This is a genomic window from Brevibacterium picturae (genome assembly GCF_900105045.1).
In the GTDB taxonomy this organism is placed as follows: domain Bacteria; phylum Actinomycetota; class Actinomycetes; order Actinomycetales; family Brevibacteriaceae; genus Brevibacterium; species Brevibacterium picturae.
Genome location: NZ_LT629739.1, coordinates 3322615 through 3334960, shown reverse-complemented (window position 1 = coordinate 3334960; position 12346 = coordinate 3322615). Strand labels below are relative to the sequence as shown.

12 protein-coding genes, 1 other RNA gene and 1 pseudogene are annotated in these 12346 nt (G+C 60.5%); 6 read left to right on the top strand and 8 right to left on the bottom strand.

The window, feature by feature from the left end:
- The first annotated feature begins 68 nt into the window (after window positions 1-68).
- From cmtR to BLT92_RS21285, 6 genes and pseudogenes are all read left to right on the top strand, one after another.
- Complete coding sequence (gene cmtR / locus BLT92_RS15195; RefSeq protein ID WP_009885367.1) at window positions 69-428, top strand: Cd(II)/Pb(II)-sensing metalloregulatory transcriptional regulator CmtR; 360 nt, start codon at window positions 69-71, stop codon at window positions 426-428.
- A complete protein-coding gene (locus tag BLT92_RS15190; RefSeq protein WP_092106878.1) occupies window positions 425-2341 on the top strand; it encodes a heavy metal translocating P-type ATPase in 1917 nt (638 codons plus the stop codon). Before cmtR ends, BLT92_RS15190 begins: the two co-directional genes overlap by 4 nt.
- Window positions 2341-2940: a cadmium resistance transporter gene (locus BLT92_RS15185; RefSeq protein ID WP_009885365.1), complete on the top strand. Its 600-nt coding sequence runs from the start codon at window positions 2341-2343 to the stop codon at window positions 2938-2940. Before BLT92_RS15190 ends, BLT92_RS15185 begins: the two co-directional genes overlap by 1 nt.
- Window positions 2937-3461, top strand: a complete 525-nt coding sequence (locus tag BLT92_RS15180) for a signal peptidase II (RefSeq protein WP_009885364.1) — start codon at window positions 2937-2939, stop codon at window positions 3459-3461. The genes BLT92_RS15185 and BLT92_RS15180 overlap by 4 nt, the downstream gene beginning before the upstream one ends.
- A 492-nt stretch (window positions 3462-3953) precedes the next feature.
- Window positions 3954-4574: a DsbA family protein gene (locus tag BLT92_RS15175; RefSeq protein WP_092106876.1), complete on the top strand. Its 621-nt coding sequence runs from the start codon at window positions 3954-3956 to the stop codon at window positions 4572-4574.
- Window positions 4555-5180, top strand: a pseudogene (locus BLT92_RS21285) (vitamin K epoxide reductase family protein). The gene BLT92_RS15175 and the pseudogene BLT92_RS21285 overlap by 20 nt, the downstream one beginning before the upstream one ends.
- Before the next feature lie 138 nt (window positions 5181-5318).
- On the opposite strand, the gene BLT92_RS15165 reads toward BLT92_RS21285, so the two are convergent.
- From BLT92_RS15165 to prfB, 8 genes are all read right to left on the bottom strand, one after another.
- Window positions 5319-5735, bottom strand: a complete 417-nt coding sequence (locus BLT92_RS15165) for a type I restriction endonuclease (protein WP_092106874.1) — start codon at window positions 5733-5735, stop codon at window positions 5319-5321.
- 506 nt (window positions 5736-6241) lie between these two features.
- A complete protein-coding gene (locus BLT92_RS15160) occupies window positions 6242-6421 on the bottom strand; it encodes a hypothetical protein (protein WP_092106872.1) in 180 nt (59 codons plus the stop codon).
- Between the two features lie 124 nt (window positions 6422-6545).
- Window positions 6546-6922: a transfer-messenger RNA gene (gene ssrA, locus BLT92_RS15155) on the bottom strand.
- A 154-nt stretch (window positions 6923-7076) separates the two neighbouring features.
- Complete coding sequence (gene smpB, locus BLT92_RS15150) at window positions 7077-7547, bottom strand: SsrA-binding protein SmpB (RefSeq protein WP_092106870.1); 471 nt, start codon at window positions 7545-7547, stop codon at window positions 7077-7079.
- 173 nt (window positions 7548-7720) lie between these two features.
- Window positions 7721-8950 carry a M23 family metallopeptidase gene (locus BLT92_RS15145; RefSeq protein ID WP_092106868.1) on the bottom strand — a complete coding sequence of 410 codons (1230 nt, stop codon included), beginning with the start codon at window positions 8948-8950 and terminating at the stop codon, window positions 7721-7723.
- Window position 8951: 1 nt separating this feature from the next.
- On the bottom strand, window positions 8952-9866 hold the full coding sequence (gene ftsX / locus BLT92_RS15140) for a permease-like cell division protein FtsX (protein ID WP_092106866.1): 915 nt from the start codon (window positions 9864-9866) through the stop codon (window positions 8952-8954).
- Window positions 9863-10552 carry a cell division ATP-binding protein FtsE gene (gene ftsE / locus BLT92_RS15135; RefSeq protein ID WP_092106865.1) on the bottom strand — a complete coding sequence of 230 codons (690 nt, stop codon included), beginning with the start codon at window positions 10550-10552 and terminating at the stop codon, window positions 9863-9865. The genes ftsX and ftsE overlap by 4 nt, the downstream gene beginning before the upstream one ends.
- Before the next feature lie 350 nt (window positions 10553-10902).
- Window positions 10903-12021 (bottom strand): peptide chain release factor 2, encoded by a 1119-nt coding sequence (gene prfB, locus BLT92_RS15130; protein ID WP_092106864.1) that lies wholly within the window; start codon window positions 12019-12021, stop codon window positions 10903-10905.
- Window positions 12022-12346 lie beyond the last annotated feature (325 nt).

The following is a 12346-nucleotide window of genomic DNA, read 5'->3' as shown; positions in this document are numbered from 1 at the left end:
CGGTATCGGTGATCAAGCATGCGACTCTAGATTACACATAGGTCAGCTGGCACTGTATAGTTCAGTACATGCTGACTATTGCTTCACGCCTCGACGTCATGAACCGGCTCGGCCGGGCTATGGCGGATCCGACGCGCTCCAAGATTCTGATGACGCTGCTCGACGCTCCGAGTTACCCGGCTGTGCTCTCTCGAGAGTTGGAATTGACGCGTTCGAACGTGTCGAACCATCTGACCTGCCTGCGCGATTGCGGGATCGTGGTCGCTGAGCCGGAGGGCCGACAGACGCGATACGAGATCGCCGATCCGCACCTCGCTGCTGCGCTCGTCGCGCTGGTGGACGTGACGCTGGCCGTGGATGAGCACGCGCCGTGCGTGGATTCGGCGTGCATAGTGCCGGGGTGCTGCGGAGCGGGGGCCGACGCGTGAGCGCGGCGTGCGGCTGCGAGCACGAGCCTGCTGCCACGGCGGGAGAGGAAATCGAAGAAGTAGAGAGGCCCTGGTGGAAGGATCGCGGAATCATGGTGCCGGTGTTCTCCGGCGTTGCGTTCCTGACCGGGCTGATCTTCGATTGGTCCGCCCTCGAGATCCTGGGGCTTGTGCTGTTCTGGATCGGTCTGTTGCTGGGCGCGTCGACGTTCACTCCGGGAGCGATCCGGAAGCTTTTCAAGGGCAAGCTCGGTATCGGGCTGTTGATGTCGATCAGTGCGATCGGCGCTGTCATCCTCGGGTATGTCGAGGAGGCTGCGGCTCTGGCGTTCCTGTATTCGATCGCTGAGGCGCTGGAGGATAAGGCGATGGACCGCGCCCGGGGCGGGTTGCGGGCGTTGCTGAAGCTCGTGCCGGAGACGGCGATCGTGTTGCGCGACGGCGTCTCCGTCGAGGTCCCCGCGAAGGAGCTGGTTGCCGGGCAAATCTTGCTCGTCCGCCCAGGCGAGCGGATCGCGACCGATGGGATCGTCCGCTCGGGGCGCTCCAGCCTGGATACGTCGGCGATCACTGGGGAGTCGATTCCGGTCGAGGTCGATCCGGGTGATGAGGTGTCGGCGGGCGCGATCAACAGCTCGGGCGCGCTGGAGGTCGAGACGACTGCGGCGGGCACCGATAACTCGCTGACCACGATCGTCGAGCTGGTGAAGCAGGCACAGACGGAGAAGGGCGAGCGTGCTCGTCTCGCGGACAGGATCGCCCGTCCACTGGTGCCCGGCGTTCTGATCCTCGCTGCGGTGGTCGCGATCCTTGGGTCGCTGTTGAGTGACCCGGATGTGTGGATCACGCGTGCGCTCGTCGTGCTGGTCGCCGCCTCTCCATGTGCGTTGGCGATCTCGGTGCCGTTGACGGTCGTCGCCGCGATCGGTGCGGCGAGCAAGTTCGGCGTGATCATCAAGTCCGGTGCCGTCTTCGAGCGCTTCGGCACGATCCGGCACGTCGCCGTCGACAAGACCGGCACCCTGACCCGCAACGAGCCCGCGGTCACCGCCGTCCTGACCGTGGACGGCGTTGCTGAGACGCAGGCGCTGGCCTGGGCGGCGGCGCTGGAGCAGCACAGCACGCATCCCCTCGCGGCAGCGATCACGGCATCTGCACCCGGTGTGCCCGCAGCTGCGAACGTGACCGAGCAGACCGGATACGGCGTCGAAGGCATTGTCGACGGCGCTCGTATCACCGTCGGCAGCCCCCGCTGGCTCGACGCCGGCGAGCTCGGTGGCCAGGTCTCAACCCTGGAAGAGCAAGGCATGACCGTCGTGATCGTCCACCGCGACGGCTTCCCGGCCGCGGCGGTTGGTGTCCGTGATGAGCTGCGCCCTGAAGTCTCCGAGGTCGTCGGCACGCTCGCGGATCAGGGCATTGGGATGACGATGCTCACCGGAGACAACGCCCGGACCGCTGGTGCGCTGGCTGGCCAGGCGGGCATCAATGACGTGCGCGCGGAGCTGCGTCCCGAGGACAAGTCTGCTGCGATCGGTGATCTGTCGAAGGTGGGGTCAGTCGCGATGACCGGAGACGGCATCAACGACGCCCCGGCTCTCGCGGCCGCGGATATTGGCATCGCGATGGGAGCTACCGGCTCCGACGCAGCGATCGAGTCCGCCGACGTCGCCTTCACCGGCCACGACCTCCGCCTGATCCCGCGTGCGTTCGATCACGCCCGCCGTGGTCGGCGGATCATTAATCAGAACATCATTCTGTCGCTGCTGATTATCGCCGTACTGCTCCCTCTGGCCCTGTTTGGGGTCCTGGGGCTCGCCACTGTCGTCCTGGTCCATGAGGTCGCGGAGGTCGTCGTGATCCTCAATGGTCTGCGTGCTGCCCGCACCCGCAGATCACGATTGGAGAGCTGATGCTCACGACCATCGGATCAGCGATCGGACTGTTCGCTGCGACCAACATTGACGACATCGTCGTGCTCACAGTGCTGTTCCTCGCCTCTCGCCGAGGCCAGCTTCGTCCATGGCAGATCGTCGTGGGCCAGTACCTCGGGTTCATCACCCTCGTCGTGATCAGCGTGGTCGCTGCGCTCGGTCTCACGATCATCCCGGATGAGTGGGTGGGATTCCTCGGCTTGATCCCGCTCGGCATCGGTATCTGGGCCCTCGTGCGCGGCTTGCGCCGCAACGGCGATGACGATGACAAGATCGCCGCGGTCGGGCTGTGGGGCGTCGCCGGGATCACGATCGCCAACGGGGCCGACAATATCTCGCTCTACACGCCCATTTTCCGCACCAGCTCGCCCGGCGACGTCACGATCATGATCGTCGTATTTCTGATACTCGTCGCCGTGTGGTGCGCGGCCGGACGCCTAATCGGAACTCACAAGGCCGTCACCGAAACGCTCGAACGCGTCGAGCACTGGCTCGTCCCGGTCGTGTTCATCGGACTGGGCCTGTTCATCCTGGTCGAGTCCGGCGTCATCATCCGCCTCATCGAGGCCCTCGCATGACCCCGGACGCGACCTCCGACATTGAGCCGGCGTCGGTAGAACCGCCGCAGAGGGGGCGCTGGCGGCTCACCGCAGCGTCGCTCCTGCTGGCCCTGGTCGTCGTCCTAATCGATCAGGGAACGAAAGCGTGGGCCCAGGCCACGCTCATCGAGGGTGAGCGAATCCCGCTGGTCGGTGACCTGCTGGGCTTGCAGCTCGCCTACAATCCCGGCGCGGCGTTCTCCTTCGGCGAGGGGTTCACCTGGGTGTTTGCTCTGGTGGCCGTGGCCGTCGCCATTGCCGCGCTTGTCTTCGCGTTTCGTGTCCGACGGCCCGGGTGGGCGGTGGGGATCGGTGCGCTCGGCGGGGCCGCCGCCTCGCACGCCGGAGACAGACTCTTCCGCCAACCAGGATTCGCGCAGGGGCACGTCGTGGACTTCCTCGCCTACGGCAACTGGTTCATCGGCAACATCGCTGACATCGTGATCGTCATAGTAGCGGTTGCAGGAACGCTCTTCATGATCCGCGACGACCAGAATTGAAATGATGACCAATCGAGATCAGGCTGCAGTATCTCGACGGCCGCTCGTACTGGGAGGTGCTCGACCGCAGGATCGCCGAAGCACTGTACGTGCGCACCAACGCGAGCAACTGAGCATCGAGAGTTCCGGCAGGCGGATCAGCATTTACAGTGAAGTCAGCCGCGGTCGAATTTACAATCACAATCGTGAGAACGATGCCCTAAGCCTGGATCCAGCCAAGACTGGGCGACCAGTAGTGACTGGATATGTCTTTTGGGTTCTGGATAGCATCATGATGCCTTCCGTTCTCCATCGCTGTTCTCAATATTGTGGCTTCCAGACTGGTGCATGAGATTGCAAGGGCGGTTGTCATTGTCATTGAGCGCAGATCCGTTTACACGAACCGCAGTTTTTCCACCCATCCGATGTGAGTGATGCCAGCATGATGCCATCCTCGAAGACCTACGTGAAAGTGAGCGACCGTTGAGCCGCAGCGTGAAAATCTCCCTAGCAATGATCGGCGTCGCCGCCCTCGTCCTCGCCGGTCTGCTGGTGTTCAATGACGACAGCAACGAACCACAATCGGACACCGCACCCACCAGTGCAGACACCGCCGACTTACTGGTCCGCGATGACAGCCCCCGCTTGTCTAAGGGTGGCGAAGCCGTGTTCGTGGAGTTCCTTGATTTCGAGTGCGAAGGCTGCCTGTCTCTTTACCCGGTCATCGAGGACCTGCGAAAGGAATACGGGGACCGTGTCACATTCGTCGTGCGTCATATGCCCTTACATAACAACTCCGTCAACGCAGCCCTGGCCGCCGAGGCGGCTGCTGAACAGGGCGAGTTCGAGGCGATGTATCAACGTTTGTTCGAAACGGTAGACGAATGGGGCCACCAGGAGACATCACAACGCGAGAAGTTCTCTGGTTACGCTAAGGAACTCGGCCTGGACATGGACCAGTTCACCGCAGCCTATGATGATCCGGCCACTCTCGAGCGCGTTGAGCAGAGCCAGAAGGACGGGCAGGCCCTCGGAGTCACCGGCACGCCAACGTTCTTCCTCGACGGCGAGAAGCTCCAACCCGAAAGCGTCACTGACCTGGAGGAAGCTTTCGATGCTGCCCTCCAAGACTGAGACCGGCAACGAGACGGAGACACAAGAAACCCCGGTCACGTCGTCCCGTGGCCTGGCAGCGTTATTCGTCGTAGGCGGGCTCATCGGGTTGATAGCGGCTGTGGTGTTGCTGGTGGAGAAGATGACACTGGCCGCCAATCCGGACTATATCCCCAGCTGCAACGTCAACCCAGTTCTCTCCTGTGGCTCGGTAATGGCGACTCCGCAAGCCGCGGCATTTGGTGTTCCCAACCCGATCATCGGCGTCGCAGGTTTCGCCATCGTCGCGGCTATCGGCGTAGGTCTTTTCGCTGGAGGGCGATACACCGCCTGGTACTGGGCACCATTCAGATCGGTGTCACGTTCGCGGTCATCTTCGTGCACTGGTTGATCTATCAGAGCCTCTACGTCATCGGGGCACTATGTCCCTACTGCATGGCAGTGTGGGCAGTGACGATCCCCATCTTTTGGTACACCTCTACCCGAAACCTCAGATCACTGAGCAAGGGACAAAAGTGGATCAACCTGCTCCACGAATACCGTGGAGCGATCCTGACTGGCTGGTTCCTCCTCATCATCGTTTTGATCGCCAACCGCTTCTGGGACTACTGGTCCACTCTCGTGTGATCCTCAACGCGATGAGTCGTCACCGCTCTAGGTAGTCTCGACGACCACGATATGGACCGGAAGAGACTCGCCTATTAATCCTTCTCGACTTGAGCCGCCATCTCAGTCTGTAAAACAACCGCCATTCATCGCTGAAGCTCACAGTTCTTCCGCAGCCGAAAGGACTGACTCAAGGTCGAAATTGGACTTGCGAAGTTTCTCGATTTCAGGGAACAGACTGCTATCGAGATCATCCATTCGGAGTTCCAGGAAGGGCTGGGAGTCCATCTTATTGGGCGCATCGAGATCCGTATAGAACCGGTATTCATTGCCGTTCGTAAGTATGGCAATACGAGCAGTCGTAACTGTGAAATAGCGAAAAAGCTGCGCGGCATTCTCGAGACTGAGTGACTCACCAACCTTCTTGCATTCGATGAGAATCGCTATCTCGTCATCATTGACGATTGCGAAGTCAACCTTCTCACCCTTCTTCATTCCCACATCGGCCACGAACTCTGGGATGACCTCGGTTCCATCAAAAACATCAAATCCCAATACGCTCTGGATGAACGGCATGATCAAGGTTGTTTTTGTTGCTTCCTCAGTACTGAGGTCACTTCGCGTCCGCTCCAGCTAGGTGGCCAATACCTTCAGTTGATCTGCTATATCCGTCAAGATTCGATTCCTTCATACTCAAACGTCAGCCCGCACAAGTCAGACTAAAAGTACGTCTCCACCGTGGAGAAACCGAAACAGCATCCATACATCTAGATCGACTCATACAAACTGAACTTCTCGGTCGCCTGCCGTCTGGTCAATATGGCCACAAGGCGAGGTAGTCGATCGCCGCATAAGCAATACCAGACACTACCTATGTCAGTGATGTTATCGTCCGGAATCGGAAGCGCAGTCCGGGAACGTTTAAGCCCGCGCGAACGATACAACATTGAGACAATATTGCTCGCAATATTGGGAGTTGTCGGCGCAGAACACGCTCGACTCGCTGACACGGTGTGACTTCAGACGACGATGCCGATGACAAGGAGCTTACGGGTTGGGGCGATGAAGCCCCAAGTCACGTGTCAAGTAATGAACAGGCGCTGACCAGACTGGGTCAGACCGAGACTCTTACGCACGTCATAGAAGATTTGTGAAATGCGGATGCCTTCGTCATTTTCCTCATACCCGGCCTCGTAATCAGCACGAGTGGACTCATCCATATTACTGAGGCGCGCCGCCCTGATTTCGTCCAAGTTGTTCATTCGTTCTTCCGGTCCTTACAGCTCTCGTCGTGCTCTCGAGATTCGAATTGCTCTTGTGCTGAATCTTAGAACACGCAATAGGCAAACAGAAAGGCCCCGAGTTCGCAGTGAACCCGGGGCCTTGGAGTGGAGATGGCGGGAATCGAACCCGCGTCCGTCGGCAGATTGTCAGGACTTCTCCGGGCGCAGTTCGTGAAATAGTTTCTTAGGTTCTGATCCTCGCACGAACACGTGGATCAACGAACGGAGTTGAGTAAAAGTCCCTCAGATACCCTCAACGAATATCTGAAGCAGTGGCTCCCTAAGCGACGCCAGGAACTAGAGCGGAAGCAACTCTAGACTGACGGATTCGCAGCTCGGCCTTATCAGGCAGCGAGGGCGAAATCGGTGCGGTTATTAGACTTAGCACCTATTGTTTTGCAGAGGACATTAACGAGATGACTCTACTTTCTCGGCCCGCTTCTCCCGACGCAGTGTCCAACGTCGAAACCGATCATCCCCATATTCTTTTACCAAATCCGATCAGCGCGTTCACCTGTACGAACAGGGTCATTCACCGATCAGAATAACCAGCATACTCCCTCAACACCAGACGACCCAATTGCATTCCCGAGACCGGAAATTCAGCCGCAACAATGAGCTCAAAAGGGCAGCTTCAGAGGAACTGCTTGGCCTTGATCGCACGCTCGGCCTCACGCTTGTCCTGCGCCTCGCGCAACGTCTGACGCTTGTCCCATTCGCGCTTGCCCTTGGCCAGTGCGAGCTCGACCTTGGCGCGGGATCCATCAAAGTACAGTTCGAGCGGAACCAAGGTCCGTCCCGACTCCTTCACCTTCTGCGAGATCTTGAGGATCTCATCACGGTGCAGGAGCAGCTTCCGACGCCGCCTGGCGGTGTGGTTCGTCCACGTTCCCTGCGTGTATTCGGGAATATAGACGCCTTCAAGCCACGCCTCACCTTGGAAGATCAGCGCGAATCCGTCCCTCAGCGATGCCCTGCCCTCTCGCAGTGACTTCACCTCTGTTCCGGTCAGCACGAGGCCGGCCTCCCACGTATCCAAGATGTGATAGTCGTGTTGTGCCTTGCGGTTCCTCGCAATGACGTTCTTGCCAGTTTCCTTCGGCATGCCCGGCCTCCTTTCTGTATCTTGACTCAGCGCGCCCGTCCAGTGACAGTCAGCCCTGGAGGACTGCTTGATCGCGTAGACACGCAGACCCACAAGTTTAGCTCAATGATATCGCGTACGGAAGACTACGATAACGGCGGCTGAGGGGCCGCCTCGGCGAGGTCAAGTAGCGGTCAGGAGATGTAGGGCATCGGATCGACGTAGCCACCATTCTTCATGATCTCGAAGTGCAGGTGGCAGCCGGTGGATGCACCGGTCGTGCCCGAGATCGAGATGACATCGCCCTTCTTCACCTTCTGCCCCGCGTGCACCTTGACCTTCGTATTGTGGTTGTAGGTCGAGGCGATCGAATCGCCCTCGATCTTGCCGTGGGAGACGACCACTCTGTTGCCGTAGCCGCCAGTCCAGCCAGCACCGACGACCACGCCATCACCGGCGGCGTGGATCGGGGTTCCGCAGGGCACGCCGAAGTCGGTGCCCGAATGGAGTTTCTTCGCACCGGTGATCGGGTGGATGCGATAACCGAAGGGTGAGGTGGTGGGGTATCCCTTGGCAGGATTGGCCAACTCGCCGTCGCCATAGACGAACTTGCCCTTCTTCTCCTGCTCCTTCTCCCACTCGCGGACCTTCTTCGCCAGCCTGTCCTGCTCCTCTTTCTCCTTCTGCAGCTGCGCCTCGGTCTCGGCCTTGTTGTCCGAGATCGTCTCTTCCGCATCATCCTTCGCAGTGATGATGTCGTTGAGTTTGTCGGCCTTCTTCTTCGCGTCGACCTGCGCGGCCTCCTTGGCCAGCACAGCCTCGGCGGCTTCGTCTTTGAGGTCGGAGATCTCATCGGTGACACCGGAGAGGCGCTCTTCGTTGTTCTCGTTCACGGCCCGCTGCTCGGACAGGTTGTCGATCGTGCGCTGCTGCGACCGCACGGCAGAGTCGACACGCCCAATCCCTCCATCGGCGCTGGTGCCTTCGGCCATCTGCAGCAGCATCGCCAGGTCGGAGGTGATCCCGGAGTTCTGATACGCCTGCCGCCCGATGCGTGCGGCCGAGGTCTTGTGCTTCTCGATCTCCTCCGCGCCGTCCTTGATCGACGTTTTGAGTTCCTTCTGCGCATTCTGGGCCGAGGTGAGGCGAGCGGCCATGGCATCGTCCTTCTCTATGGCCTCTGCCAGCGCATCATCGGCCTTGTCTGAGGCGGCCTCGGCGTCGGGCAGCTTCTCCTCTGCTGCGTCTCGTTCGGCGATGACTCGGGCAAGGTCCTCGTCGAGGCCTTCGAACTCCTGCTGGAGTTCCTTGACTCGGTCGTCGACCTTGCTCTTGTCATCCCTGGGATTGGCCCCCGCCGAGGTGACAGGCAGGATGACGGTGAGCACTGCCGCCGTGATCACTAAACCGAGTCTGCGTTTCATCTCAGACCTTCGTGTACTTGTTCAGGGTGATCAGGGACGACGCCCCGGCCATGATCACACCGATGGCGATGAGGATTGGGGCCACGATGAGGACATTGACTCCGGAGATCAGGCTGAAGCCCGTCGCCTGTCCCTGCAGCCATCCGCTGACGCCGAAGTGGACGAGCAGTCCCAGGGTGCCAGCGGACAGAGTCGCCCCGATTGCCGAGGCGATGACGCCCTCGAGCAGGAACGGGAGTTGGATGAATGTGTTCGACGCACCCACCAGGCGCATGATCCCCGTTTCTCGGCGTCTCGAGAACGCGGAGAGCCGGATGGTCGTGGCGATGAGGAGCATCGCACACAGCAGCATGATGCCTGCAATCGCGACTGCGATGACGGTGGCGATGTTGAGAACGCCGAACAGGCGGTCGAGGAGCTGATTCTGGTCAACGACCTCCTCGACGCCCTGGGTGGAGGAGAACGATTCCTTAATGATCTCGTACTTCTCGGCGTCCTTGAGCTTGACCCTGAACGACTCGTTCATCTCATCTTCGGGAACGGTGCCTTCGAGGCTGGTGCCTTTGAACTGGTCCTGGAAGTGATCGAAAGCCTCGGCCTTGTCCTCGAAGTAGACCTCGTCGACGTAGGGGGCGAGCTCCGAGCTGTTCAATTGGTCTTCGATGTTCTTCTTCTGCGTATCGGTGGCCTCGCCCTCGACGCAGTTGGTGGCTTCGGAGTCCGGCGGGCACAGGAAGATGGAGACCTGGACGCGGTCGTACCAGTAGTCCTTCATCTGCCCGACCTGCATCTGCAGCAGGATTGCCGCACCCACGAAGAGCAGAGACACGAAGGTCACGAGCACCACGGACAGGACCATCGAAACGTTCTTGCGCAGTCCTGACCAGACCTCGGAAAGGATGAATCCGGCCCTCATGAGGCGACTCCGTAGGTGCCCTCTTCGACGTCACGGACGATTGTTCCCTCGGAGAGCTCGATGACTCGTTTGCGCATCCGGTTGACGATCTCTCCGTCGTGAGTGGCCATGAGCACCGTGGTTCCGTTGCGGTTGATCTTCTCGAGCACCGACATGATGTCGGCGCTGGTGTTCGGGTCGAGGTTGCCTGTCGGCTCATCGGCCAGCAGGATCCCCGGCTTGTTCACGACGGCACGGGCAATGGCCACGCGCTGCTGCTCACCGCCGGAGAGTTCGTTGGGGTAGCGCTTCTCCTTGCCGTCCAGTCCCACGGTCTCGAGCACATCGGGGACCAATGTCGACATGGCCGCCCGGGATTTGCCGATGACCTGGAGTGCGAAGGCGACGTTGGCGAAGACAGTCTTGTTCGGCAGCAGACGGAAGTCCTGGAACACTGTGCCGATCCCCCGACGCAGGTAGGGCACCTTCCAGCTGGGCATCTTCACGACCGATTTTCCCGCGATGTGGATCCGGCCCGTGCTGGGCACCTCTTCGCGCAGAATGAGGCGGATGACCGTGGACTTACCCGAGCCCGAAGCGCCGACGAGGAACACGAACTCTCCGCGATCTGCTTCGAACGAGATGTCGTCGAGTGCTCTGCGGGAGCGTGCGTCGTAGGACTTCGAAACTGAGTCGAATTTGATCAAGGGGGTCTTCAATCATGTCGCGGATGGCTCGGCCGCTTCCACTGTACGTAACAGCTCCATGATGATCCGGGAGGCTCCCGGGCGTGTGTTGCGCATTGGAGGAAGTTCACAGCCGCATGCGGCCGAGGTGGTTGCCACGTGTCAGTGGCTGCCAGCGCCCAGGACCGGCGAGCGGCGGGAGGCGAACGGCGAGCGTCGGGGTCGAGTCCGTCGGAGCCCCGGCCTGGCCCGGTATTTCGCGTGGAGAGAGGTGTGATGCAGGCGCCGAAAATCGACCTTCTGTCTACGCGAATTTCGAGCTTGGCTAATTTTCCGGTCGGCGTTCGGCGGATTCGCGGCGCAGCTGCAGATCAGGATGTCTCTTCGGCCATCTCCTGTTCCTTGCGCCACCGGATGCCGGCTTCGATGAGCCCGTCGATGTCTCCGTCGAAGACGTTTGAGGGGTTGTTGACCTCGTAGCCCGAGCGCAGGTCCTTGACCATCTGGTACGGGTGGGTGACGTAGGAGCGCATCTGGTCGCCCCAGCTGGCCTTGATGTCGCCGGCCAACTCCTTCTTCTCCGCCGCTTCTTCCTGACGCTTGAGGTCGAGGAGTCGTGACTGCAGCACGCGCATTGCGGCTTCGCGGTTCTGGATCTGCGATTTCTCGTTCTGCATGCTCACGACGACGCCGGTGGGCTCGTGTGTGATGCGCACGGCCGAGTCCGTCGTGTTCACAGACTGACCACCGGGGCCCGAGGACCGGTAGACGTCGATGCGTAGATCGTTCTCATCGATCTCGACGTGGTCGGTGGACTCGATGAGCGGGACGACCTCGACGGCGGCGAAGGAGGTCTGACGACGTCCCTGGTTGTCGAAGGGGCTGATGCGCACGAGACGGTGTGTGCCTGCCTCGACGGACAAGGTTCCGTAGGCGTAGGGGGCGTTGACCTGGATCGTTGCGGACTTGATGCCCGCGCCTTCAGCGTAGGAGGTGTCGAGCTGCTGCACGTTGTACCCGCGGTTCTCGCCCCAGCGGATGTACATGCGGATGAGCATCTGCGCCCAGTCGGTGGCATCGTCGCCGCCGGCTCCGGAGCGCACAGTCACCACGGCCGAACGCTCATCGTATTCGTGGTTGAGCAGGGTCGAGATCTCGAGCTCGGCCAACTGGTCGTGGAGCTTCTTGAGGTCGCGTTCGGCTTCGACCTTCGAATCCTCATCGCCTTCGTCCTCGGACATCTCGATGAGAAGCTCGGCATCGTCGATGCGCTCACCGAACTTCTCGAGCTTCTCCAGGGTTCCCTGCTTGTGCGAGAGCGTGGCCGAGATCTTCTGGGCCGAGTCCGGATCGTCCCAGAAGGACGGCGCCGATGCCTGCTCCGTCATTTCGGCGACCTCGGAGCGAAGGTTGTCCAGGTCGGACACGTCCAGGATCGCTTTGTAGGTCTGACGGAGGTTGGCGATTTCAGCAGAATAATCAGTGGGCATAATGATGCAATCCTAGTGCATCGCGGCCCTCAGGCTTGAATCCGCGACCCGCACTCACTGCCGAAAAGCACCGGGAAACCCCGCCGACCACCATCGCCGAGGTGACACGAACAGTCGTGCCACCTCGGCGCTGGATTGGGTTGGATTGGGTTGGGCTGGGTTGGGTTCGGCGCTGCGAGGATGGCCGACAGAATTTAGCGCCACCGGCGGGAGATCAAGTCATCCCGCCGGTGACGCGGACCGTGGTGGAGAAGTGCGACCCTGAGCGCGGGGCCTCAGCGGAACACCACTGCAACAGTGATGAGAATCTATACCCAATCTCAGG